A 23,953-nucleotide genomic window follows, 5' to 3' on the forward strand; every position below is an offset into this window, starting at 1 on the left:
TATTTACGTTCCAGTGTCCAACCATTGCTAACCAATGGGTATCGCTGAGACCGTCTCGGATGGCCGACGACTGGCGATAGAGCGGCCGGACGCCGGCGCAGTCGCCGCCGTCCTCCTCTACCTCGTCGCAGACCTCACGACGAAACTGCTCGGAACGACAGTGTACGCCCTCGGATTCAGGGTCATGGGCGGGTCGCTGACCGTCGGGTCGCTGGCATCGATGGCGGTAGACGGCCTCCTCGTGGGCCTCGCCGTCGGACTGGCCGGCATCGGCCTTTCGATGACCTACAGCATCCTCGACTTCGCCAACTTCGCCCACGGCGATACGGTCACTGTCGGCGCCTTTCTCGGCTGGGTCGCCGCGTACGTCACGGCGAATCTGGCCGTCAGCGTACCCCTGACCGACCTGTTCCTGTTCAACGGCGGCACACAACTGAGTGCGTCCGCGTCGTGGGCGCTCGTCCTGTTCGGCCTCGTCGTCGCCGCCCTCGGAACCGTCGCCGTCGTCCTCGTCGTCGACCGTCTCGTCTATCGGCCCATGCGTAACTCGGGGAACATCTCCTTGCTCATCGCCTCTATCGGTGTAGCACTGGCACTCCGCTATCTCATCGCCTTCGTCTTCAGCACCCAGACCAGCGGCGTCGCCACCAGCGGCGCCCGCCTCCAACTGTTTGCGGGCGTCGCTATCACCGACAACGAAATCGCGCTGCTGGTCGTCTCCGTCGTCCTGATGCTCGGGGTTCACCTCCTGCTCCAGCGGACGAAACTCGGGAAGGCGATGCGGGCGATGGCCGACAACGAAGACCTCGCTCGCGTCACCGGTATCCCGACCGAACGCGTCGTCCGTCTCACGTGGGTGCTGGGCGGTGCGCTGGCCGGGACGAGCGGCTATCTCCTCGTCTTAGAGAGTGGCACCATCTCGTTTAACTTCGGCTGGATTCTCCTCTTGCTCATCTTCGCGGCCGTCATCGTCGGCGGCATCGGCTCTATCTACGGGGCGATGGCCGGGGGGGTTCTCATCGGCCTCGTCGACAGTCTGGCGCTCATCTGGCTCCCGTCGGGACTGACGCGGGCCGCCGCCTTCGCCGTCCTCATCGTCGTCTTGCTCCTGCGCCCGTCCGGTATCTTCGGGGGGGTAAGTACGGCATGACGGGCTTCGAAGACGTACGGGACCGACTGGAGGAACTGCCGGACGCCGCGCTCGTCGTTTCCTTCCTCGTCGGTATCTGGCTGCTACTGACCGCGCTCGCGTTCAGCGTCGGCGGCGCGCAGTCGGCCAACCTCGCCGCCGGGTTCGTCGGTAGCGTGACGGTGCTGGTCGGGGCGTATGCCATCCTCACCCTCGCGCTGAACCTCCAGTGGGGGTACACCGGCCTGTTCAACATCGGCATCGCGGGATTCATGGCCGTCGGCGCGTACACGACGGCCATCCTGACGGCGCCAATCGACCCCGGGGCGGGCGGCGTCCCGGGGTTCGGGCTGCCGCTGTGGGTCGGCCTGCTGGGCGGGATGGTGATGGCCGCCATCGTTGGGGCCATCGCCGCCCTCCCCGCGCTGCGACTTCGCGCGGACTACCTCGCCATCGTCACCGTCGCCCTCTCGGAGATAATCCGCCTGTTCGTCAACTGGGGCGGCGTCGCCGAGGTGCAGGTGTTCGGGAAGCGGTTCGGCACGGGCGGCGCGACGGGTATCTCGTTCGAGTCGCCGGACGAAATCGTCGCGACGCTGGTCAACGGTCCCGGCCAACCGCTCGTTACGGCCGCCGAGAGCGTCGGCATCTCCGGACCGAACGTCGTCAACATGGCGTACGGCCTGAGTCTGCTGGCTATCGCCGCCGGGAGCTACTGGGTGCTCAGTCGCCTCGTCAACTCCCCGTTCGGCCGCGTGCTGAAGGCCATCCGCGAGGACGAGACGGTCACGCAGTCACTCGGCAAGGACACCCGCCTGTTCAAGATCAAGGCGTTCATGATCGGCTGTGCGCTGATGGGGCTGGCCGGCGCGCTGTTCCGCGGTAGCGCGGGGTACATCAGTCCCGCGCAGTTCCGCCCCGTCATCACCTTCTACGTCTTCGCGGCGCTCATCATCGGTGGCTCCGGGTCCAACACCGGGAGCATCCTCGGTGCCGCGACGTTCTCGGCCCTGCTGTTCTACCTGCCGGCGCGGTTAGGCGAGTACGTCCCGACGTTCGGCCAGAGCGCCCCGGGCAACGTCTTCGAGGCCGTCGCCGCCCTCGGGTCGCTGGACCCGACACCGCTCGTCGCCTACACGGTCAGCAACGTCAGCACGCTTCGGTTCGTCCTCATCGGAGTGGTCCTCGTGTACATCATCCAGAATCAGCCGGAGGGACTGCTGGGCCACCGCAACGAACCGGCGACGAGCGTGGACCTGACACGCCCGCACGCCGCCGACGGAGGTGAGGCCGATGAGTGACGCCGAACCCGTCGGTACGGAACGGACGCCCGAGAGCGAGGTGCCGACGACGAGCGACGCCATCGACTCCCCGCTTCTGGAAGTACAGGGACTCAGGAAGGAGTTCGGCGGCGTCACGGCCGTCGACGGAACCTCGTTCAAAGTCGGGACGGGCGCGCTCACCGGGCTCATCGGTCCGAACGGCGCGGGGAAGTCGACGACGTTCAACTGCATCACCGGCATCCACGAACCCACCGACGGGACGGTCAGGTTCGACGGCCACGACGTGACCGGGCTGGCACCCTACACGCTCGCGAAGCGCGGCCTCGTCCGGACGTTCCAGATAGCCCGCGAACTCTCCGAGATGACGGTGCTAGAGAACGTGATGCTCGCCCCGCCCGCCCAGATGGGGGAATCGGCGCTTCGGTCGGTCCTGCCGGGCCTGCGCGAACAGGTCCAGCGAGACGAGGCCGACGTGGTCGAGGAGGCATGGGAGACGCTGGAGTTCTTCGAGATCGACCACCTCGCACACGAGAACGCCGGCAACCTCTCGGGCGGCCAGCGCAAACTGTTGGAGATGGCGCGTGTCCTGATGACCGACCCAGAGATGGTGCTGTTGGACGAACCGCTGGCCGGCGTCAATCCGACGCTAGAAGAGAAACTGCTGGACAGAATCGACGAACTGCGGCGGGACGGGCTGACCTTCCTGCTGGTCGAACACGACATGGACGTCATCATGAACCACTGCGAACACATCATCGTCATGCATCAGGGACGGGTGCTGGCCGAGGGGGACGCCGACACGATTCAGTCGGACGAGCGCGTTCTCGAAGCGTATCTGGGAGGCGACGTATGAAGCAGGCCCAGCGGTCCACGGACGCGACGCTGTCGGACCCTTCGGAGAGCCTGCTCGCGGTGCGCGATCTAGACGCCGGCTACGGCGACCTGCAGGTGCTCGACGGCGTCGACATGGACGTCGCCGACGGCGAGTACGTCGTCATCGTCGGCCCGAACGGCGCGGGGAAGTCGACGGTGATGAAGTCCGTCTTCGGTCTGACGACGTACATGGGTGGGACCGTCGTCTTCGACGGCGAGGACATCAGCCAACGCCGCCCGGACGAGATTATCCACGAAGGCATCGGCTACGTCCCGCAGAACGACAACGTGTTCGGGTCGCTCACGGTTCGCGAGAACCTTGAGATGGGGGCGTACATCCTCGACGAAGTGCCAGAAGACCGGATTCGGGATATCTACGACCGGTTTCCCATCCTCGAAGAGCGCTCGACCCAGAAGGCCGGGACGCTCTCGGGCGGCCAGCAACAGATGCTGGCGATGGGCCGGGCGTTGATGTTAGACCCCGACTTGCTCTTGCTCGATGAACCGTCGGCGGGGCTGGCACCGGACCTCGTCGACGAGATGTTCGACCGCATCGACAGCATCAACGACGACGGCACCGCCGTCCTGATGGTCGAACAGAACGCGAAGGAGGCCCTCCGGCGCTGTGACCGCGGCTACGTCCTCGTACAGGGTCAGAACCGCTATCAGGACGCCGGCGACACCCTGCTCGCGGACCAGCAGGTCCGACAGGACTTCCTCGGCGGCTAAAACGGGACGTGGTGGCCTACTGGTTCAGCGCGCTGTTGATTTGGGAGGTGTAAGACGACTGCTGGGACTCGAAACCCACCTGCTTGACGACGGTGCCGCCCTGCTCTTCGAACGCGGCGACGAAGCTCTGCTGGAGCGCCTGCCCGTAGCTGTTGTTCAGGTACAGCGTCGAGGCCGTCGACGCGCCGAGTTCCTCGGTCGCCAACTGCGCGAGCACCTGCCCCTGCAGGGCGTCGCTCGGCGGGGTCCGGAACACGAAGTCGTCGTCTTCGAGACCCGTGATGGCAGGGGAAGTGGACGCAGGCGAACACCCGACGACCTGATTGTCCACGAGGACGTTGTTCGCCACCTGAATCGTCGCTTCGGACGAGGCCGCCCCCGTGATGGAGGGGTACCCGGCGCTGACGAGCGAGTTGGCGGCGTTGACGGCGGCCTGTGCCGTCGACTGTGTGTCACCGACCTGCGTCTCGATGCCCTGGTCGATTTGGTCTCGGAGCTGAATCGCCGGGAGGAGCGCGGCGTCTCGAATCGGCTTTCCGAGCGGGCCGAGGTCGCCTGTCTCCGGCTGGAGGACACCGAGTCGGACCGTCCGGTCGGCGCCGCTGCCGCTCCCGGCGGGTTCCGGTTGCGCGAGGTCTGCGTTCCCGCCGAAGTCGATGGTCTGCTGGGTCTCGACGCCGCTCTGGGTAAACCCGAACACCTGATACTGCGCGGAAGTGATGTCCCCTGCGTCGTCGAAGTTGACGTTGCTGGAGGCCCCCTCGTACTGAATGTTCTCGCCGGCCGCGGCGGCCTCGGCCGCCGCGGGCAGTTCCGACGGGGTGTACGTCGTCCCACCGGGGTTGGCGACGACGCGCATGTGGTCGCGAATCGCGGCCCCGTCGTTCTCGCCGGCCATCAGGTTGGCCAGAATCTGGACCGCCGAGGCGTCGTAGGCCTGCGAGGTGAACACGCCGGCCTCGTCGTAGTCGAACTCCTCGGTGAACAGGTTCGTGAAGGTGTCCACGCCCGGACCGGCGGCGGACGGTGCCGATCCGAGGACGTTTGACATGTCGTTGCCAACGTCACCCGGGAGGCTGCCGTCTTGTAGGCCGTCTGTTACGAGGATGTCGACGGTGTCGTCGCCGTAGTCCGAGTAGTAGTCCTTGAACAACTGGACGCCACTCTGCGGGTACCCGACGACCATCAGGACGTCGGGCGTGTCCGCACCGCCACCGCCATCACCGGTGGTCTCGCCGTCGCCGCCACCGTCACCGTCACCGCCGCCGTCGCCGCCACCGTCCCCACCGCCGTCGCTCGGTTCTGTCGAACACCCTGCTAGTCCGATCAGACTCAGTGTACTGAGCGCACCGGTACGCTTGAGGAATGTTCGTCGGCTGTTATCACGACTCATACCTATCGTTCATTGAACCTACTAGTAGAAATATGTTGTCCGTGGTGGGACGCTGTACGACGGCGTGACACGGAGAAACGGTGTGACGGTTCTATCGAGTACCAGACCTATCAGGGTGCGAGTCGGTTCTTCCGGTTTTTCATCTCACGTTCGTAGTGGTCGAAGGTAATCGGACACCAGTCGCCCGCGATGTCGAGCAGTTCCTCGGTCATCTCGCGAATCTCCCACTGTGCGTCGGCGGCGGCCCGCATATCGGCGACGTGCATCAACATCCGGGCGTTCATCGACATCACGATGTTGACCTTCGTCCCGATCGGGAGAACGAACCGGGCGTCTTCGGGCGGCATCCCGAGGTCGAGCAGTTCCTGATACGACTCGACGGCGTCCTCGATGGTGTCGCGGAAGATCTCCGCACGCTTCTCGACGTCCGCCTCGTCGACCGCCCCTTGCTTCTGGTTGCGACCCACCCACTCGGGGTCCGTCGCCGATGGCGGGATGACCACCATCTCGCCCTCGCGCACGTCGGCCGGGTCCACGTCGTCGAAAGAGACGTACCGCATCGACTGGACGTCGAAAGAGACGTGGCGATGGCGCGTAATCTGTGCCATACAGGACCGGGAGACGCCCTCGATGGCGAACGTAATCTGTGGATGTTCGAACGGACCGAAGTGGCCGTGGTCCAGCAGGTGGCCGATGAGAGTCTCCTTTTTCGCTTCGAGCGTGTCGCCCTCGACTGTCTCCATCGTCGCTTCGAGGGACTGCCCGCCGACGAAATCTCCGCTGTAGTCGTTGCGAGCGGCTTTACAAACGAGGTCCTCGGGGTCCTCAGTGGCTTCCAGCAGCGTGACTTCCATACCGGGTGGGAACACCGGAGCGTGAAAATACTTCCTCCCCACCGCACGAACCGGGACCCGCCGCGTCGGTTCGCGAGAGTACTCAGATTCGCTTCCAGTCCGTCGGTTCGCCGGAGAGACCGAGGACGCGCGATTCGCGCCCGCCACCGTCCGCGTCGCGGACCTCGATGAGTCCGTCGAACGCCTGCTTGATGACCTGAATCGTCTGCTGGTCGTGCGCCCCGGAGTCGATGGTGAACACGCCGATGTAGTCCGCCGCGTCGAGACGGGACGAGAGGACGTGACAGAACTTGAAGACGGTCTTTTTGTCGGTGTACGTGAGCATCGTCGACAGGGAGACGAGCGCGAGACGCCCGCGGTCGCGGCCGGAGTTGTGCAGCCCTTCGAGCGTCTTGGTGATGCCGATACCGATACCCGTCAGGTCGCCCGGCGAGGACACCTGATGGACGTAGGCACCGTCGACCGAGCTGCTGTCTGACCCGCCTTCGCGGCGACAGTCGACGACGCCGAGTTGGGACTCTTCGAGTTCCGGCACTCTCTCGCGGAACTCTGCGACGACGTCTGTCGCGTCGTCGCTCGTCGTCACGACGACGGTGCCGTCCCCGTCGCGAGCACCGTCGGCCAAGATATCGTAGGCCAGCCGTTGTTTCCCGGTCATCGCGGGGCCAGAGATGAGGATACTGGACCCGGGACGGACCTCGGACAGAGCGTCGAAATCGAGCACAGATGAGAGGTCGTACATATCTTCCATCACCTCAGTTCTCTTCGCCATTGCTCAGTCCACGCAGTGTCGCGATGAAGTCGTCATCGTCTTCGATGCCGCCGAGCGTATCGGAGAGTCCCTCCCGCATCTCTGCCACCTGCTCTTTGAGTTCGGCGTACTCCTCGCTGTCGGCGAGTTCCGCGTTCGACTTCGTCGCTTCCAGTGTCGCCTGTTTCTCGACCAATGCGTAGTAGTCCTGCAGTAACGAGTCGTACTCGGACCGTTCTAAGAGGTTCGATACCGTGTCGTGGAGCTGCTCGCTCCGAATCGGCTTCGAGAGGTACGCGTCGAATCCCATCTCGAGGATGTCGAAGTCCGGTTCGACGGCCGTCACCATCGCCACGCGACATCCCAACTCGCGCTCGCGGATTCGGCTGAGGACTTCGTCTCCGGAGAGCCCGGGCATCATCCGGTCTAAGAGGACGACGTCGACTGTATCGTCCAACAGTTCGAGCCCCTCGTCCCCGTTCTGGGCCATCCGGACCTCGTAATCACCCTCCAGCCACAGTTTGTACGTCTCTGCGACGTCCGGTTCGTCTTCGACGATGAGTACGACAGGCGGGTCCGATTCGGACATACTTTACTTACTATCCCCGTTTTTAGTACCCACCTACATAGCCCTGTGGGTGCGGGCGCGAGCGGGCGTTTCGTACCGGCAATCGACTGTCCATTTCGCCACAGAGCGACACCGACATTGCCGGCCACCGACAACGAGAGAGCATGATACGGAACCTGGCTCGCGGCGCCCAGTCGTTTACCAGCAACACCTTCCTCGTCACGGGAGACCGGACCGTGCTCGTAGACGTCGGCAACGAGTTCGACGTCGTCTCGAAAGTCACCGACCACGCGGACGATCTCGACGCCGTCGTCCTGACCCACACCCACTACGACCACGTCGGCAACCTCGGCGACGTCGTCTCGGCCTACGACGTCGACGTCTGGGGGTTCGACACGGATCAGGAGGGCGTCACCCGTGCCGTCGCCGACGGCGAGACGGTGACGCTTGGCGACCACGACTACCGGGCGCTCCACACGCCGGGCCACAAGAACGACCACCTCTGCTTTTACTCGGCGGCGGCGAGCGTTCTCTTTGCGGGCGACCTCGTCTTCGCCAACGGGAGTTTCGGCCGGACGGACCTCGAAGAGGGGGACCGAGCGTTGCTCGTCGAGAGCATCGACCGCGTCCTCGACGTCGTCGACGAGGACCTCGGTGAGATGCACACGGGCCACGGCCCCAGCGTCACGGACGACCCCTATCACGACGTCGAACTGGCGTGGCAGGCCGCGCGGTTCTGAGTCTCGACCAAACCTCTTTGTCCGGACAGCGCGTCGATTCGAGCATGACGCTCCCCATAGACCCATCGGCGCTCGACGCAGCGGACATCGGTGAGAAACGAGCCACGCTGGAGATGGACCACGAGGAAGCCATCGAACACGTCCGCGAGGTGTTCACCGAGGCGGGGTTCGGCGTCCCGACCGAGTTCTCCCCCTCGGAGCTGCTCAACGAGAAGGTCGACGCCGACCGGGACCCGTACTACGTGCTCGGGGCCTGTAACCCGAACATGGCCGACCGGGCGCTCGACGCCTCCGAGAACCGCATCGGCGCGCTCTTTCCCTGTAACGTCGTCGTCTGGCAGGAGGAACCGGGCGTCCAGACTGTGTACCACATCAGCATCATGCGCGCCGCTCGACTCCTCGGGATGGCCCCCGACGACGACGTGATGGCCGACATCGTCGCCGACACCGGCGAACTCGTCGACGAGGCGTTCGGCAACCTCGACAGCGTCGAGTGAGACAGCGGTTCAGTCGAACGCCGTCGCCAGCAGTGCGTCGTAGGCGTGGTCGTAGGCGTCGGCGACGGCCTCGGGGTCGGCCCGCGTCTCGGTGTCGAGGGCTGGCAATCTGACCGCGCCCGTCCGGTCGATGAGGTCGACCACGCTGCCGACCCGTTCCTCTAACTGTCCGTCACCGGGGCTCCCGGTGGCGATCTCACAGGCCTTCGCGTAGCGACGCCCGTCGTAGAAGCGGGCCCGGCCGGGTTCGACGACGGCGACGGCGTCCGGTTCGAACCCGTCTAACGGTCGGGCCACGTCGCCGTAGGACTCGACGACGGCGCGGTCGGCGCCGGCGATATCCTCGGCGATTGCTCCCAGCGCCTCGGCGTGCATCACGCTCATGAGGTCGTTGAAGTCAGGCAGCGAGGTGACACGCGGCGCGTCGGCGACGGGGAGCGAGTCGGTGACCGACTGCGGCAGGTCGACGGTGCCGTTGACGACGAACTCGCCGGCCCCGTCTCGGCCGCCGACGCGGTCCACGACGAACTGCCGGCGGTCGCTTCCGAGGATCCCAGTTCCCGCGCCCGGCGAGGGGTGCCAGAGCCGATGAATCGGGTTGATGGCCTCGGGCCGCACGTCGCCCGGCGAGGCGTCGGCCAGTCGCCTGGCGTCCTTGCCGAACAACCGGCCCTGTTCGGTCGCATAGCGGAAGTCGTCGTGGTCGAACCAGTAGTTGTTGCCGGCCCGCGGCTTGAACCCGCGAGCGCCGGTGTGGGCCAGCAACCCGACGGAGAACGTCGTCTTCCCGGCGTCGACGCGGTCGGCACCGGCCACGAGGAGGTTCATCTGTCGTCGAGACCGTAGAGGCCGACCACGTCTTCGGCGTCGGGTTCGGCGAACACCAGACTGTCCTGATTGTAGATCATCCACGGGATGGCCCAGTCGATGAAGACGGACTCGTTGAAGTCGCTCAACTCGGCGTCGACGGGTAGTCCTTGCAGGAGACGGGCCAGTTCGGGGATCGTATACAGCAGGTCCGGGTCGAGGATGTCTGCCGGTTCGTGCAACTCGAAGGAGCGAACGTCGTCGAATTCGGCCTTGTCGGCTGGCATAGCCGCGGCTACGCCGAGGGAGTGGGTAAATCCCTCGGACCGGAGAGAGCCGCCGCTACGGGGAGGCGCTCGAAGAAATGTGCGGTTCGGGAGCGTTACTCGAAGTGACCGACTGCGGTCTGGTACTCCTCGGCGACCTCGCTCCAGTCGACGACCTCGAAGAAGGCGTCGATGAAGTCGCCGCGGGCCGGACCGTAGTCGTAGTAGTACGAGTGCTCCCAGACGTCGAGGGCCAGGATGGGGTGTGCGCCCCAGAGCGCGCCCTGGTCGTGCTTGTCGACCTTGACGTTGCGCAGTTGCTTCGCAACGGGGTCGTAGACCAGTAGCGCCCAGCCACCGGCAGCGGACGCGGCGGCCTCGAACTCGCCCTTCCAGCCTTCGTAGGACCCGAAGTCCTCCTCGATGCGGGCACGAAGGTCGCCGTCGGGTTCGCCGCCGCCGTTGGGGTCCATGTTGTTCCAGAACAGCGTGTGGAGATAGTGGCCACAGCCGTTGTGGGTCACGTTACCCAGCGCACCGGCGGACGAGGAGAAGTCCCCCGACTCGCGGTTCTCGGCCAGCGTTTCCTCCGCCGACTCCAGCCCGTTTACGTACCCCTGATGGTGGGTGTCGTGGTGCCACGTGAGCACCTGTTCGGAGATGTGTGGCTCCAGGGCATCGTAGTCGTACGGAAGCGGTGGCAGTTCGGGTTCGGAGTGTTCGGACATATGAAATCGCCTCCACATGAACGGTCGAGCGCGCGACTGTTAAACGTTTAGGAGCAGGACGGTACCACACCGCAGGGACCAGCCACCGGCGGCGTAATATGCCGTGAGGCGAGTGTTTGTGACACGTATCCAATGATATCGCGGCGAGATGTCAGCTGCCGTGTTCGAGGACGAGCCCCGTCACCCGTCGTCACTCATCGTTCACACCATGTCTCACTGAGCCGACCCTCGCACGCCGGGTACTCGCTGGTCACCGCGTTCCCCGCTCTGCCGAGAGGGGACAGCGTCGCGTTTCAGCTGTCGCCTCTCGCTACCTCGAACATCTCGATAGCTTCCTCCCGGCGCTCGCTGTGGTCCACGATGGGGTCCGGGTAGTCCGGGGCCGCGTTCCGGCGCTGGGTCAGCGACGCCTCGTGCCACTCGTGGATAATCTCGGGCGCGGCGTCTTCGAATTCCGGGACGTAGCGCTTGATGTACTCGGCGTCGGGGTCGTAGCGCTCGCCCTGCGTCATGGGATTGAACACCCGGAAGTACGGTTGGGCGTCCGTGCCCGTCGATGCGGCCCACTGCCACCCGCCGTTGTCGTTGGCCGTGTCGTGGTCGACCAGTTTCTCCCGGAACCACTCGTAGCCGTGTCGCCAGTCGATGAGGAGGTCCTTCGTGAGGAACGAGGCCACTATCATCCGGACGCGGTTGTGCATGAACGCCTCCTCGCGGAGCTGGCGCATCCCGGCGTCGACGATTGGATAGCCCGTCTCGCCGTCCTTCCACGCCTGCAAGTGGTCCTCGTCGTAGTTCCACTCGATGTCGTGGTCGTACGTCTTGTAGTTCTCCGTGACGACGTTCGGGTTCGCGAACAGTACCTGCGTGTAGAACTCGCGCCACGCGAGTTGGGACAGGAACTCCTCGACGGACTCCGCGTCGGCACTGCCCGGTTCGACGACGTCGCGGGCCTCGGCAGTGGCCGCGTACACCTCCCGGATGCCGACGGTGCCGAACTTGAGGTGGGCTGAGAGGCGAGACGTACAGTCCTCTGCCGGGTAGTCCCGTCGGTCCTCGTAGCGGTAGACGTTCTCGTCGAGGAACGCGTCGAGCAACTCGCGAGCGTGGTCGGTGCCGGCAGGCGGCACGTCGGCCTCGGGGGTATCGAACCCGAGGTCCGGGAGCGTCGGCAGGTCGTCGCCGTCGACGTCGGCCAGTGCGTCCGCGGCGGGGGTATCGTACGGGTCGGCCTTCTCCCGGTCGTGCCACTTCCGGCCGAAGTAGGTGAACACGCTGTAGGGGTCGCCGTCGTTGGTCGTTATCTCGCCGGGTTCGTGGAGGACGGCGTTCTGGACGGCCTCACGGGCGACCCCTGCGTCGTCCAGTGCGCGACGGACGGCGGCGTCCCGTTCGCGGGCGAGGCCGGAGTAGTCTTTCCCCCACGTCACCGTCTCGGCACCGTACTCCTCGGCGAGTTCGGGGAGGACCGTTCGGGGGTCACCGTGCGCGACGACAAGGTCGGACCCGTTCTCTCGGTACCACGACCGGAGGCTGTCGAGTGCGTCGAGCATGAACGCCACCCGCGGCGGGCCGGCGTGCGTGAGCGCGTCCGAGTCGAAGACGAACACCGGGACCGCGGGGTCTCCGGCGCTCGCTCGGGCGAGGCCCGCGTTGTCGGCCGCCCGCAGGTCTCGACGGTGCCAGTGAAGGCGCATATCCGGTGGTCGCCCGCCGCAGGCAAAAAGCCGTACCCAACAGGGTTTGGCTCCGACTGGCGGCAGAGTTATCTCGGCGGGCCCGGTGGTCGCGGGTATGTCAGACGATGCCGTTCTCCTGACCGTCGAAGACGACGTGGCGACGGTGACGCTGAACCGGCCCGACGTGCGAAACGCGCTCGCCGCGGACACGGCGGAGCGACTGACGGAGCGCTTCGACACTATCGCCGACAGCGGCGCTCGCTGTGTCGTCCTCGAAGGGGCCGGCCCGGCGTTCTGTGCCGGCGGCGACGTCGAGGCGATGGTAGAGGGCGTCGCGGGCGACCAGCCACCGGCCGAACGCGTCGAACTCGTCGTCGCCGCCATCCACGGCGCTATCGAGGCGGTCCACGACTGTCGCCTCCCGGTCGTGGCGAAGATAGACGGGGCGACGTTCGGCGCCGGGGCCGGACTCGCCCTGGCCTGTGACGTGCAGTTGGCCAGTCCCGACGCGAAGATAGGGTTCGGGTTCCGGCGGGTCGGCCTCGCCATCGATTCGGGCGTCTCGTACTTCCTGCCACGTCTCGTGGGCCCGAACAAGGCCAAGGAACTCGTCTTCACCGGCGAACTGCTGGACGCCGATACGGCCCGCGAACTGGGCATCTTCACCCGACTGTTCGAAGCCGATCAGTTCGAAGACGGCGTCGAGAACATCGTCACGACGATCGCGGAGGGACCGACCGTCGCGCTGACACAGGCCAAACGGTTGCTGGACCGGGGGACCGAGTCGACGTTCGAGCAAGCCCTCGACGACGAGGCGACCGCACAGGGCCTCGCGTTCACGACGGCCGACCACGAGGAAGGTGCGACGGCGTTCATGGAACACCGCTCCCCGGAGTTCGAGGGGCGCTGACCGTGCGCACGTGTCACCAGCGGTACCAGTAGACACCGTCACGAAGACCGGACGCTCGTCGACGCCACGTTTTCGGACGGTAATTCGACTCCCGTACAGGAGAAATAACTGTGAGAGGCGAAACTGTCAAATCCGCAGGCAAATGAGTACCGATATGGTAGACGAGACGCCGGACTGGGAGTTCAAAGAGCGAGACGTACACATCCTCCGTGAACTCGCCGACGAGCCACAGCGGTCCTCCCGCCAACTGGCCGGTATCCTCGAAAGCGAGTACGACATCGACGTCTCGCACGTCACTGTCAGCGAGTCGATTCGGAAGATGCGCGAGGAGGAAGTGTTTCGTGAGGCCATCGTCCCCAACGAATCGCTGTTCAACTTCGCGCTGTTCGAGTTCAAGTTCAACCCCGAACACTTCGCCGACGAGTGGTACGAGGCGATGGTCTCCATCCGGGACGACGAACACACCCTGTTTTACTTCCTCTCGGACGGGGAGTACCAGTGGAAGTCCGTGATGATGTTCCAGACGCGCGCCGCCGAATCGCGGTGGATTCACGAGTTCTACAAGGAACACGGCAGGGTCGTCCAGAACGTCCGCAACTCCGTCGTCCACAACGTGTTGAAGTTCCAGACGGACCCCGAGATATTCACAGAGCTACACGCAGACGACAGATAGAGAAGACAGAAAGGGGAGTGTCGGCAGTACCGCCCGGTTACAGTTTCCGCTCGGCGTCCTCGGCCAGTTCCTTCATGCGCTTTCCGACCCGACCCGCATCGGAGAACTCGTCTTCGCTCATGGCCGTCGCCAGTGCGTTCCCGAGGACGAAGACGGCGTGTTTGTGTTCGCTCTTTGACTTGTGAACGTCCGAGGGGCGTACGTCCAGTTCCTGGTATGGATCGAACAGGCCTGGGTCGACGCTGTCCATCTCGTCGCGGAAGAACTCCATGATAGTCACCATCTGTTCGTGTAGCTCTAACAGCTCGTCTTTGTGCATTGTCGTGTGCTATGTGACGGGACTCCTATAAGAATTGCCTGAGAACAGGTACCAGACTCACTGTTCGAGATTCAGAAGACGTACTCGTCGTCGTGTCCCATCATACCGTCGTCTTCGAACCCTGGCTCTTCGTCCTCGTCTTGGGGACCTGAAGTCTTGTACGCCTTCAGACCGGTCGAGAGGAGGTCTTCGATGGCTTCTTCGCGATTGAGGAACTCGCCTTGCTCGACGAGCTGGGCGATCTGCATTTCGAGGTGTTCCGGGATGTTGATCTCTACCTTTGGCATCGCAACGTTGGCCCCTTTGAGTAAGTCACATTTAAATTTGACGGGGGTAGTTGCGTATTTCGCAAACCGATAGTACATAGTACGCGGCATCTACTTCTCGAAACCAGATATTAATTTTTGAAAATCGGAAGTGGCGCGCTGGGCACGCCCACCGCGGGGACAGCGGTCGTGGGTATAGTCAGGCTCAAAGGGTCGGAATCCTAAGACGGGGGTGATGGAACCACTGCGTGGCGACGAGTCGACGGTGGGTGAGACATCGGTCGTCACACGCGGCTGTCGAGTCGAGAGCGGTACACCCCGAACCGTCCTCGACACCGGGACGCGACCACGATTCGCGTGGGCGACGGGCTCTGAGTCCATCGCGGCGAGCGGCGCCGCCGCCACCGTGACCGCGTCCGGTGCGTCCCGATTCGCGGACGTACAGGCGGCCGCGACGGCGCTGTTCGACCGCTGTGACGTCCCGACAGACCTCCCGAGTGTCGCGCGCCCCCGCCTGTTCGGTGGCTTTGCATTCCACGAGGGCGACACCGAGAGCACAGAGTCGCCGTGGGACGGGTTTCCGGGGGCCGCGTTCTTCCTCCCCGAGGTGCAGGTGACCCGGACGGACGGCGGGACGTGGCTCACGACGACCGGCACCGGGCCGACGGCGGCGGCCGACGCCGATCAGCGGCTCGACGAGTGGGCCGACCGGCTTGCCGACGTGCCAGAGTCCGCTCCGAGGGGGCCGCCGGGCGTCGAATCCCGAGAGCGGACGCCGTCACAGGCGACGTGGCGCGACCAAGTGGGGGCCGCACTGGAGAGCGTCGAAGACGGGAACTTACAGAAGGTGGTCCTCGCGCAGGCACTCCACGTGCGTCTGCGCGCGGACCTCTCTGTCCCGGACGTACTGGACCGGTTGGCAGTGACGTATCCGGACTGTTACCGATTCCTGCTCTCGCCGGAAGACGGCGGGACCTTCTTCGGCGCGACGCCGGAGCGACTGGTCTCCCTGCGAGGGCGAACGGTACGAACCGAGGCGCTCGCGGGGTCGACCGGTCGCGGTGACACGCCGGCCGAGGACGAGTGGCTGGCCGCCGAACTACTGGACAGCGAGAAGGACACGCACGAACACACACTCGTCGCCGACGCCATCCGCGACCAGCTAGAACCGTTCGCGAGTTCGGTACGCATCGGCGACCGGACTGTGAGACGGCTGGCGACGGTCCAGCACCTCCGGACGTCTATCACGGCCGAACTCGAACGGGACGAACACGTCCTCTCGCTCGTCGAGGCCCTGCACCCGACGCCCGCCGTGGGCGGCCTCCCGCCGGACGAGGCACTGCGGACCATCCGCGAGACGGAGGCGTTCGACCGCGGGTGGTACGCCGCGCCTATCGGGTGGGTCGACGCCGCCGGCAACGGCACGTTCGCCGTCGGCATCCGCTCGGCCGTCGCGAAGGGACGACTCGCCACGCTGTTTGCCGGGGCGGGCATCGTCGCCGACAGCGACCCCGACAGGGAGTGGGACGAGGTCCAACTGAAGTACCGACCGATGCTCGACGAACTGGAGTGACCGACGTGAGCTATCCCAACGTCAACACGCTGTGGGCCGAGACGCTCGTGGCGGAACTGGTCGCAGGCGGCGTCGACGCGGTCTGTGTCTCGCCGGGCAGTCGGTCGACGCCGCTGACCGTCGCGTTCGCGGAGCACCCCGACGTGACCGTATACTCCCACCTCGACGAGCGGTCGTCGGCGTTTTTCGCGCTCGGCCGCGCGAAGCGGACCGGTGAGCCGACGCCGCTGGTCTGTACCTCCGGTACGGCCGCGGCGAACTTCCACCCCGCAGTCATAGAAGCCGCCCAGTCGGGCGTCCCGATGCTCCTCCTGACGGCCGACCGCCCGCCAGAACTCATAGACAGCGGCGCGAACCAGACCGTCGACCAGGAGAAACTGTACGGCGATGCGGTCCGGTGGTACCGGGACATGCCGGAACCGGCGGCCAGACCACGGACGGTCCGGATGCTCCGGACGACGATGGCCCGTGCGCTCACAGAAGCGACCGGCAGCGACCCCGGACCGGTCCACCTCAACTGCCGGTTTCAGAAACCGCTCGAACCGACGCCGGCCCCCGAGGACGGCCCGGACGGCGTCCCGGACGACTGGGCCGACGGCGACCGACTCGCCGCGGAGGGCCGTGACGGGCCGTTCGTCCGGACGAGTCAGGGGACCAGCGAACCGCCCTCTGGCGACGTGGCGCGAATCGCTCGGGCCGTCGAATCGGCCGACCGTGGCCTCGTCGTCGCCGGTCCGGCGGACGACGGCCTCGGGGCCGAGGCGTTGACGTCGCTCGCGAACGCGACTGGCTTCCCGGTGCTCGCGGACCCGCTCTCGGACCTCCGGTACGGCCCCCACGTCGACCGCATCGACCCGCCGGTGTGTGGCGGCTACGACGCCTATCTCGGGAGCGAGGCGACGGAGTCGTGGGCCGACCCGGAGGTCGTCCTCCGGTTCGGCGCGTCACCGACCTCGAAACCGCTCCGACACTACCTCAGGGACGCCGACTGCCGGCAGATCCTCGTCGACCGGTCTGGCGGGTGGTCCGAAGCGGAGTTCACCGCGACGGACCATCTCGTCGCCGACGAGGGCGCCGTCGCCCGGGCAGTCGCCGAGCGAGTGACTGGGTCGGGGGCGCAGACGTGGCGTGACCGCTTCGAGACTGCCGAGCGAGTCCACTGGGACAGCGTGAGCGACGCCGTCACCGACCGCTACTGGGAGGGCGGCGTACTGGCGGACGTGACAGCGCACGCGCCGGACCCGACGACGGTGTTCGTCTCGAACAGTATGCCGGTGCGTGACCTCGACAGGTTCGGGGAACCGCGTGCGGCCGACCTCACCGTCCTCGGCAACCGTGGGGCGAGCGGTATCGACGGTATCACCTCGACGGCGCTGGGGGCGGGCAGCGCGACAACGGACCCGCTCGTCCTCGTCACCGGCGACCTCGCGTACTACCACGACATGAACGGACTGCTGGCACTCTCCCGGTGTGGCGTCGACGCGACAATCGTCCTCCTGAACAACGACGGCGGCGGCATCTTCCACGTGCTCCCCATCGAGGACCACGACGCGTTCGAGGAACAGTTCAAGACGCCACACGGACTGGACTTCGGGCCGACCGGCGACCTCTACGGACTGGCGTATCGCCGCGTCGACGGCCGTGATTCGTTCGTCGATGCCTTCACGGAGTCCGTCGAGAGCGACGGAACGCAGGTCGTCGAAGTGTGTTTCGACGCCGAAGCGAGCCACGCCGTCAGAGACGACCTGACCGCTCGCGTGCGAGACGCTATCGCCAGTCGCTGAGTGACGCTTCCAGCGTGTCGACCGGAACGGACGTGGTTTGTTCTGCTATCTCCGGGAGCTCCGTGTAAGCCGTCTCGTTTCTACTGTAGTCCGGTCGATTGCCCGCGGTCCCGGTCGTCGCCCCAGAGACGACGCCGACGACGTCGCCATCGAGGGTGACCAGCGGGCCACCGCTGTTCCCGTTTCGCGTCGGAACGGTCGAGAGGAGCCAGTCGATACCGTCCAGAACCCGCAGATAGCGACCGAGACTGAGTATCCACTGGCCGAGTCGGCCGGGGTGGCCAACAGTGACGAGCGGGTCCCCCCGTGAGAGGTCGTCAAGACTCCCCAGCGAGAGCGGGGGCACAGACAGGTCTGTCTCCAGCAGCGCGAGGTCCGGTTGTAGCTCTTCGTGGTAGCCGACCCGCTCGCCTGTCCCAGTCGCTCCGTCGAACGTCTCGACCGACAGCGTTCGGGACCCGTCGGCGACGTGTGCGTTCGTCACGATTTCGCCCTCGCCGACGAACCACCCCGTGCCGCCGCGGTTCCCGTCCCGAAGCACGACTACCGACTCCCGCACCGACGTTCCGACCTCGGACGCGCGCTCTCGGGTGGCCCGCGTAAACTCCGTCTCGACCGGCTCGCCGTCGGTTCTGGTGAGTCGGGACCGGGACGAGTCCGCCCGCTCTGTGGCCGACTGCGGGTTTGTCGCTGCCCCCGCCGAGCCATCCGTCGACGGTGGCGCGGAGTCGATGACCCCACTGCACCCAGACAGGCCGGCAGTTGCGGCGACCGACGCGAGAAACGACCGGCGAGAACGGTCCATACGCTTGGGACTAGTCCGCCCTACAAAAACCTGCATCTACAGCCGCAGGACCGAGTACGTGAGTATCGAGAACCCGAACGGGAGCCACGTCCCACACAGGGCGACGACCCCGAGGAGCGAGAAGAAACTGACGTTCACCCACAGCAGCACTAGCGGCGTGAGGAGGCTCCAGATGCCAAAGACCAGTATCGCGACGTTGGGCACTGACTGGAGGTACCCGACGACGAGGACCAGACAGACGCCGAGCACGAGGTTGACGAACAGTGGGAACGCCGGAACGAGCGCGCTGAACAGCAAGACGGGATAGAGCGCGAAGGTGAGACCGAGCAGCGTGAGTTCCCGGCCGGTCGGCACCAGCCGCTCGTATCTCGGCCCGGGCTGGACGTTCTCTCTGACCGCGTAGCTGCTGGTGGCGGTCCACGCGCTTGTCTCGCCGGCACCGGCGTATCCGCCGGGCGCGTCTGTGTCGGCGCTCCAGCCACCAGTCGGGTCGCTGTCGGCCCGTGCCGTCCGGCCGTCGTCGCCGCGCTTCGTCCCGGTTCGCTCCTCACGGTCCGCTCGCACCCGTTCGCTGGCGCGTCGCTCCCGTTCGGCGCGTTCGCGCGCTCGCTGGCGTGGGTCACCGGCGTCGGACGCTGTCGACGAAGCGTCCGACGACTCGGTCTGGCCGCCCTCGGACTCGGCGTAGCCAGCCCGACGCGCCGCCGCGGCGACGTCGCTCTCGGCCACCGAGGACTCGTGCCTTACGTACGCCTCGTGACCGAGTCGGTCGTAGCGCTCGCGAGCGGCCTCGTCGACGAGAACGTCGCGTGCCTCGACGAGTGCCTGTGTCACCTCACGGGCGTCGTCGGCGTCGCTCACGTCCGGGTGCGTCTCTTTCAGACGCTCCCGATAGGCGGCCTCAATCTCGTCGGTCGTCGCGTCCGTCGGGACGCCGAGGACGTCGTAGAACGTCTCAGTCATGCAGGTGCTGGACGAACGGTAAGTCGGCTACTGTGACGTATAACTCCTCGTGCCCAGTTCTCAGTATTCACGTTCGGGTTCGCGCTCGCTGCTCCGGTCCGTCGACTGGGTCTGTCGGCCGCCGTCGGCGCGCTGGTAGGCCAACTGCTCCAGCGACGACGCGATACGGGCCAGCACGAGGATGAAGTGATAAAACAGGTAGACGGACCACAGCGCCACAATGACGACCAAGCCGAGCAGTATCTGCTGTACGATGACGAGACTGTAGGCGAGGACCAGCACCGAGAACACGGTCAAGCCGGCTCTCAGGGTCCGGTCGTTCATGCTGGAGGGCATACGTTCGGTGACGGACGGCCGTGAGGAAAGCGTTTCGCCGTCACTACGAATCTTTTTGCGCCGCCCACCGTCATGCCCGGTATGGTCTCAGAGCTATTCGACCCGGACCGCTGGGAACCCATCGAGCGGTTCGACTTCACCGACATCACCTACCACCGCTCTACCGAGACGGGTGCGGTCCGAATCGCCTTCGACCGCCCCGAGGTCCGCAACGCCTTCCGACCGGAGACGGTCGACGAACTCTCCGAGGCGTTAGACCACGCCAAACGACTCACCGACGTCGGCTGTGTCCTCCTCACCGGGAACGGCCCGTCGCCGAAAGACGGCGGGTGGGCGTTCTGTTCCGGCGGCGACCAGCGCATCAGGGGCGAGAGCGGGTACGAGTACGAGGCCGATGCGGACAGCGAGTCGCCACGCGACTCGGAACAGGCGAGCGGGGAGCAGCGCGACCCGCGAGACATCGGGAACGAAGATGCGCCGGAGAACGTCGGCCGCCTCCACATCCTCGAAGTCCAGCGCCAGATTCGACACATTCCCAAACCCGTCGTCGCCGTCGTTCCGGGGTGGGCCGTCGGCGGTGGCCACTCGCTACACGTCGTCTGTGACCTCACGCTCGCCAGCGAAGAGCACGCGAAGTTCCTCCAGACTGACCCCGACGTGGGGAGTTTCGACGGCGGGTTCGGCTCCGCGTACCTCGCCAGACAGGTCGGCCAGAAGAAGGCCCGCGAGGTGTTCTTCCTCGGGAAGACGTACGACGCCGAGGAGGCCGCCGACATGGGCATGGTCAACGAAGTGGTCCGCCACGAGGAACTAGAAGACGTGGCCATCGACTGGGCCGAGCGGATGAACGAGAAGTCGCCGACGGCGATGCGGATGCTGAAGTACGCTTTCAACCTCGACTCCGATGGGATGGTCGGTCAGCAGGTCTTCGCCGGTGAGGCGACGCGTCTGGCCTACATGACCGACGAAGCCCGAGAGGGACGGGACGCGTTCAACGAAGGCCGGAGGCCGGACTTCGGCGACGTACCCTGGCACTACTAGCCCACCGTTCCCGAGCGGTCGCGACCGCCGCACCGACTGCGACAGCGTCCGTGGGCCGCAAACGGCTACCGCGTCGACAGCAGCGCTTCGGTGTTGGATTTCCCGAGCGCGATAACCCCGTAGTCCTCCGTCCCGATTTCGAGCGTGGCGGTACCAGACCACCCGGCGTCGGCCAGCCCGGACAGCGCTCTCGTGAAGTCGAGTCTGCCCATCCCGACCGGGAGGTGTTCGTCGCTGCCGCCGCGCGTGTCGACGAGGTGGAGGTGGTCGATTCGGTCGGCGTATCGCTCTGTGAACTCACCCATCTCGGATTCGTCCATTCCGGTCAGGATGGCGTGGCTGGTGTCGAACGTCATCGACGCGTCGGGGTACCGTTCGAGGAGTTCCGGGAAGGAAGCGGCGTCGTAGTAGCTGTTCACGACGTTCTCCAGACAGGGGTTCAGGTCACGCTTCTGGGCGGCAGGGACGAGGTCGTTCAGGCTCTCGTGGACGAACCCGCGACAGTCGGACTCGGTCCAGCCGAGGTCCCAGGCGTCCGAGGACGGGTGGAAGACGACCCGCTCGGCACCGAGGTCCGCAGCGAGGTCCATGCCGGCGGTCAGTTCCGTGACGGCTCCCTCGCGGACGGGAGTAAACGGGGAGCCGAGGTCGACGGCGAACGGGAGGTGAACGACGACGTCGAGGCCGTGATCGGCGAGCGTCTCGGCCATCTGCGCTCGCCGGTCGACGATTCGCTCGCGGGCGTACGGCCCGTCCAGTAACAGTTCGACGAAGTCGAACCCCTCGTCTGCGGCCCAGGCGACTGCCCGCTCGAAGTCGAGGCCGAGACCGAGCGTGAATCCGAGTTCGAGGTCCAGCGTCAGGTCGGAGGAGGCGGTACGGTTCGGGGACACACCGGGTCTGTCGGCCGGTCCAGTGAGAGGTGTCAGGGAACGTGTAACAGTTGCCGGTTCCGGCGGCGAGTCACGTCGGTGGCTCTGTACGCGGGAACGTGAGTTCGACGACGGTCCCGGTCGGGTCGTTGTCGCGGATGTCGAAAGAGCCCTCGCTGTTTATCACCATCCAGCGGACGAACCACAGACCCAGTCCCGACGTGTGCTTGAGGTCTGACTCCATCCCGGCGGCGAGAACCTCTCGCTCCTCGTCGGGCATCCCCGGTCCGTCATCGGTGACGGTGACGACGACGGTGTCGGATTCGACGGTCACGTCGACCACGACGGTGACGCCCGGGTGGCCGTACTCGAAGGCGTTTTCCACCAGTTCGCTGAGTGCGAGTTCCAGCGAGCCGTGGGCCCGTGCCCACGCTTCCTCGGGCGTGTTCGCGAGGATAGTGCCGTTGGCGTGACTCAACCCCGCCTCTTCGACGACGTGGTCGACGTGTGGAACGACGTCTATCGGCCCGACGTGGTCGGTCGAATTCGGGTCGAGCGTGTCGTGGAACTCTCTGGCAGTGTCACCGAGGTCTAGCAGTTCAGCGGTCACTCGCTCGATCGCCGCCGCCGACGTCCGGACCACCCCGTCGTCGCTGGCCTCTCTGATAAACTCCACCTGTGCGAGGACCACGTGGAGTTTGTTGCGCAGGTTGTGCCGGAGGACGCGGTCCAACACCGACAGGCGGTACCCCCGTTCGCGGTGGCTGGTCACGTCACGACTCACGCAGACGACGCCGTCGAACTCGGACGCCGGACGTATCGCGACGGCCGTCTGGAACCGCCTGTCTCGACCCTCGGCGTTCCGTATCGTCGTTTCGATGGTCGTCTGTGGTGTGTCTTCCGCGCCCAAGTTGAGGATGGCACTGGAGAGCGCAGCGGCGTGTGTCCGTCCCAGCACCGACCGGACGTGTTCGCCGGTCAGTTCGTTCGGAGCGCGGCCACAGAGTTCTGCGGTCGCCTCGTTCAACAGCGTAAACCGGAGGTCGGCGTCGAGCGAGTATATCGGGTCGCTCGCCGCACGGACTATCTGTTCGTACTGGCGGAGGTTCCGGGCTTGCTCGACTCGGCCGGTGATGTCCTGCTGGAAGCCGACGAAGTGTGTCAGCCCCGAGGGACCGTACACCGGGACTATCTCGACGTGGTTCCAGAACGGCGTGCCGTCCTGCCGGTAGTTTTGGAGTTCGACAGTAACGCCCTCTCCTCGCTCTATGGCCTCGCGCATCTCCCGGACCGGGTCCGGGTCGGTGTCTGGCCCCTGCAAGAACCGGCAGTTCCGGCCGAGTATCTCCGAGCGGTCGTAGCCAGTCATCTCGACGAACGCGTCGTTGGCGTACCGCAATGGCTGGTCGTCTCGGGCCGAAGCGATAGTGATGCCCGTAAGCGCGTCGTCCATCGCTCGACGGAACAGCGTCAGGTCTTCCGACTGGCGCCTGATACGCAGCAGCGACCCGAGACGGCCCCGGAACACCGCCTTCGACGCCGGCATCACCAGCACCTCGTCGACGGCCTCCGGCAGCGTCTGGACCGCGTGTTCGGGGACAGCGGCCCCGACCACAAGCAACACTGGGACGAACTTCGGGTCCGCGTCGGCCTTCCGACGGGCGAGTTGGTCCTCGATTCGGGATACGTCGCGGTATCGACCAGACAGACGTCGAACTGGGGAGGTCCGCCAGCGACTCCGGTGTCACCACCTCGTGGTCTTCGAGTCGGTCCGCGAGTAACTCCCGGTCCTCGTCGTTCTCGACGAGCAACGCCACCCGCACCGGCCCCCGGTCGAACGTCGCTGTGAGCGGGTGGTAGGGCATCTGTTTGTTACTCGATCCGATTGGTCGGGGCCCCGGTCAGGCTACCGCGGCAGTCGCCGGATAGTTCGCCGACCGTGATACCGTATCGCCCGCGGGACAGTATCTCGCTGAGGCTGGGGACGCCGGACGAGACGCAGTCGGTATCGGCGTCGGTCACACTTACGATATCGGGGCAGGCGGCAAAAGTGTAGCCATTTTGTAGCATTTGGTTGTCGATTCCTCCGGAAAGCACACGGTTCGAGGCGTCGG

General features: G+C 65.7%; 27 protein-coding genes. 11 read left to right on the forward strand and 16 right to left on the reverse strand.

Annotation, left to right across the window (positions count from 1 at the left end; all coding sequences use genetic code 11):
* Positions 1-34 precede the first annotated feature (34 nt).
* From G9465_RS11710 to G9465_RS11725, 4 genes are read left to right on the forward strand one after another with little or no spacing between them, the layout of a single operon-like run.
* Complete coding sequence (locus tag G9465_RS11710) at positions 35-1,150, forward strand: branched-chain amino acid ABC transporter permease (protein ID WP_166970155.1); 1,116 nt, start codon at positions 35-37, stop codon at positions 1,148-1,150.
* Complete coding sequence (locus G9465_RS11715; RefSeq protein ID WP_166970157.1) at positions 1,147-2,430, forward strand: branched-chain amino acid ABC transporter permease; 1,284 nt, start codon at positions 1,147-1,149, stop codon at positions 2,428-2,430. The genes G9465_RS11710 and G9465_RS11715 overlap by 4 nt, the downstream gene beginning before the upstream one ends.
* A complete protein-coding gene (locus G9465_RS11720) occupies positions 2,423-3,265 on the forward strand; it encodes an ABC transporter ATP-binding protein (RefSeq protein WP_166970159.1) in 843 nt (280 codons plus the stop codon). Before G9465_RS11715 ends, G9465_RS11720 begins: the two co-directional genes overlap by 8 nt.
* Positions 3,262-4,014 (forward strand): ABC transporter ATP-binding protein, encoded by a 753-nt coding sequence (locus G9465_RS11725; protein ID WP_166970161.1) that lies wholly within the window; start codon positions 3,262-3,264, stop codon positions 4,012-4,014. The genes G9465_RS11720 and G9465_RS11725 overlap by 4 nt, the downstream gene beginning before the upstream one ends.
* A gap of 16 nt (positions 4,015-4,030) precedes the next feature.
* Here the strand turns inward: G9465_RS11725 and G9465_RS11730 are convergent, their stop codons facing one another.
* The 4 genes from G9465_RS11730 to G9465_RS11745 form a co-directional block, all read right to left on the reverse strand.
* On the reverse strand, positions 4,031-5,407 hold the full coding sequence (locus G9465_RS11730) for an ABC transporter substrate-binding protein (RefSeq protein WP_166970163.1): 1,377 nt from the start codon (positions 5,405-5,407) through the stop codon (positions 4,031-4,033).
* Positions 5,408-5,517: 110 nt separating this feature from the next.
* On the reverse strand, positions 5,518-6,261 hold the full coding sequence (gene thyX, locus G9465_RS11735) for an FAD-dependent thymidylate synthase (RefSeq protein WP_166970165.1): 744 nt from the start codon (positions 6,259-6,261) through the stop codon (positions 5,518-5,520).
* Positions 6,262-6,343: 82 nt separating this feature from the next.
* Positions 6,344-7,003 (reverse strand): hypothetical protein, encoded by a 660-nt coding sequence (locus tag G9465_RS11740; RefSeq protein WP_166973026.1) that lies wholly within the window; start codon positions 7,001-7,003, stop codon positions 6,344-6,346.
* Between the two features lie 13 nt (positions 7,004-7,016).
* Positions 7,017-7,601 (reverse strand): response regulator transcription factor, encoded by a 585-nt coding sequence (locus G9465_RS11745; RefSeq protein WP_166970167.1) that lies wholly within the window; start codon positions 7,599-7,601, stop codon positions 7,017-7,019.
* A 143-nt stretch (positions 7,602-7,744) separates the two neighbouring features.
* On the opposite strand from G9465_RS11745, the gene G9465_RS11750 reads away from it, so the two are divergent.
* Together G9465_RS11750 and G9465_RS11755 are read left to right on the forward strand one after the other, a co-directional pair.
* Positions 7,745-8,320, forward strand: coding sequence for an MBL fold metallo-hydrolase (locus G9465_RS11750; RefSeq protein ID WP_166970169.1), 576 nt, complete (start codon positions 7,745-7,747; stop codon positions 8,318-8,320).
* Positions 8,321-8,364: 44 nt separating this feature from the next.
* Entirely contained in the window at positions 8,365-8,817 is a 453-nt protein-coding gene (locus G9465_RS11755) for a DUF302 domain-containing protein (RefSeq protein ID WP_166970171.1), read from the forward strand.
* 9 nt (positions 8,818-8,826) lie between these two features.
* On the opposite strand, the gene G9465_RS11760 is transcribed toward G9465_RS11755, so the two are convergent.
* The 4 genes from G9465_RS11760 to G9465_RS11775 all read right to left on the reverse strand — a co-directional run bounded on the left by G9465_RS11760 (position 8,827) and on the right by G9465_RS11775 (position 12,315).
* Positions 8,827-9,645: an ATPase gene (locus G9465_RS11760; protein WP_166970173.1), complete on the reverse strand. Its 819-nt coding sequence runs from the start codon at positions 9,643-9,645 to the stop codon at positions 8,827-8,829.
* On the reverse strand, positions 9,642-9,911 hold the full coding sequence (locus G9465_RS11765; RefSeq protein WP_166970175.1) for a DUF5827 family protein: 270 nt from the start codon (positions 9,909-9,911) through the stop codon (positions 9,642-9,644). The genes G9465_RS11760 and G9465_RS11765 overlap by 4 nt, the downstream gene beginning before the upstream one ends.
* 95 nt (positions 9,912-10,006) lie before the next feature.
* Positions 10,007-10,618, reverse strand: a complete 612-nt coding sequence (gene sod, locus G9465_RS11770; RefSeq protein WP_166970177.1) for a superoxide dismutase — start codon at positions 10,616-10,618, stop codon at positions 10,007-10,009.
* A gap of 293 nt (positions 10,619-10,911) precedes the next feature.
* Complete coding sequence (locus G9465_RS11775; protein WP_166970179.1) at positions 10,912-12,315, reverse strand: deoxyribodipyrimidine photo-lyase; 1,404 nt, start codon at positions 12,313-12,315, stop codon at positions 10,912-10,914.
* A 97-nt stretch (positions 12,316-12,412) separates the two neighbouring features.
* On the opposite strand from G9465_RS11775, the gene G9465_RS11780 reads away from it, so the two are divergent.
* Together G9465_RS11780 and G9465_RS11785 are read left to right on the forward strand one after the other, a co-directional pair.
* The gene (locus tag G9465_RS11780; protein WP_166970182.1) at positions 12,413-13,207 is read left to right on the forward strand and encodes an enoyl-CoA hydratase/isomerase family protein; all 795 of its coding nucleotides are present in this window, start codon (positions 12,413-12,415) and stop codon (positions 13,205-13,207) included.
* 154 nt (positions 13,208-13,361) lie between these two features.
* Positions 13,362-13,880 (forward strand): Lrp/AsnC family transcriptional regulator, encoded by a 519-nt coding sequence (locus tag G9465_RS11785; RefSeq protein WP_166970184.1) that lies wholly within the window; start codon positions 13,362-13,364, stop codon positions 13,878-13,880.
* A gap of 37 nt (positions 13,881-13,917) precedes the next feature.
* On the opposite strand, the gene G9465_RS11790 is transcribed toward G9465_RS11785, so the two are convergent.
* Together G9465_RS11790 and G9465_RS11795 are read right to left on the reverse strand one after the other, a co-directional pair.
* On the reverse strand, positions 13,918-14,199 hold the full coding sequence (locus G9465_RS11790; RefSeq protein WP_166970186.1) for a UPF0058 family protein: 282 nt from the start codon (positions 14,197-14,199) through the stop codon (positions 13,918-13,920).
* A gap of 71 nt (positions 14,200-14,270) precedes the next feature.
* Entirely contained in the window at positions 14,271-14,486 is a 216-nt protein-coding gene (locus tag G9465_RS11795; protein WP_166970188.1) for a ribbon-helix-helix domain-containing protein, read from the reverse strand.
* Positions 14,487-14,700: 214 nt separating this feature from the next.
* Between G9465_RS11795 and G9465_RS11800 the strand changes: the two genes are divergently transcribed.
* The gene (locus G9465_RS11800) at positions 14,701-16,038 is read left to right on the forward strand and encodes an isochorismate synthase MenF (protein ID WP_166970190.1); all 1,338 of its coding nucleotides are present in this window, start codon (positions 14,701-14,703) and stop codon (positions 16,036-16,038) included.
* Positions 16,039-16,043: 5 nt separating this feature from the next.
* Positions 16,044-17,822 carry a 2-succinyl-5-enolpyruvyl-6-hydroxy-3-cyclohexene-1-carboxylic-acid synthase gene (gene menD / locus G9465_RS11805; RefSeq protein WP_166973028.1) on the forward strand — a complete coding sequence of 593 codons (1,779 nt, stop codon included), beginning with the start codon at positions 16,044-16,046 and terminating at the stop codon, positions 17,820-17,822.
* On the opposite strand, the gene G9465_RS11810 is transcribed toward menD, so the two are convergent.
* The 3 genes from G9465_RS11810 to G9465_RS11820 are packed head-to-tail and all read right to left on the reverse strand — an operon-like array spanning position 17,806 to position 19,926.
* A complete protein-coding gene (locus G9465_RS11810; RefSeq protein ID WP_166970192.1) occupies positions 17,806-18,627 on the reverse strand; it encodes a S1C family serine protease in 822 nt (273 codons plus the stop codon). The genes menD and G9465_RS11810 overlap by 17 nt on opposite strands.
* Positions 18,628-18,663: 36 nt before the next feature.
* The gene (locus tag G9465_RS11815) at positions 18,664-19,590 is read right to left on the reverse strand and encodes a J domain-containing protein (protein WP_166970195.1); all 927 of its coding nucleotides are present in this window, start codon (positions 19,588-19,590) and stop codon (positions 18,664-18,666) included.
* A 60-nt stretch (positions 19,591-19,650) separates the two neighbouring features.
* Positions 19,651-19,926: a hypothetical protein gene (locus G9465_RS11820; RefSeq protein WP_166970197.1), complete on the reverse strand. Its 276-nt coding sequence runs from the start codon at positions 19,924-19,926 to the stop codon at positions 19,651-19,653.
* Between the two features lie 81 nt (positions 19,927-20,007).
* Between G9465_RS11820 and G9465_RS11825 the strand changes: the two genes are divergently transcribed.
* Entirely contained in the window at positions 20,008-20,967 is a 960-nt protein-coding gene (locus G9465_RS11825; RefSeq protein ID WP_166970199.1) for a 1,4-dihydroxy-2-naphthoyl-CoA synthase, read from the forward strand.
* Between the two features lie 65 nt (positions 20,968-21,032).
* Here G9465_RS11825 and G9465_RS11830 read toward each other — a convergent pair whose 3' ends face one another.
* The 3 genes from G9465_RS11830 to G9465_RS11840 all read right to left on the reverse strand — a co-directional run bounded on the left by G9465_RS11830 (position 21,033) and on the right by G9465_RS11840 (position 23,861).
* Entirely contained in the window at positions 21,033-21,860 is an 828-nt protein-coding gene (locus G9465_RS11830; RefSeq protein WP_166970201.1) for a sugar phosphate isomerase/epimerase, read from the reverse strand.
* Positions 21,861-21,930: 70 nt separating this feature from the next.
* Positions 21,931-23,463, reverse strand: coding sequence for a PAS domain S-box protein (locus tag G9465_RS11835; protein WP_166970203.1), 1,533 nt, complete (start codon positions 23,461-23,463; stop codon positions 21,931-21,933).
* Positions 23,464-23,711: 248 nt separating this feature from the next.
* Entirely contained in the window at positions 23,712-23,861 is a 150-nt protein-coding gene (locus G9465_RS11840; RefSeq protein WP_166970205.1) for a hypothetical protein, read from the reverse strand.
* Positions 23,862-23,953 lie beyond the last annotated feature (92 nt).

Origin of the sequence: Haloarcula sp. JP-L23, assembly GCF_011602445.1 — an archaeon.
GTDB lineage: Archaea > Halobacteriota > Halobacteria > Halobacteriales > Haloarculaceae > Haloarcula > Haloarcula pellucida.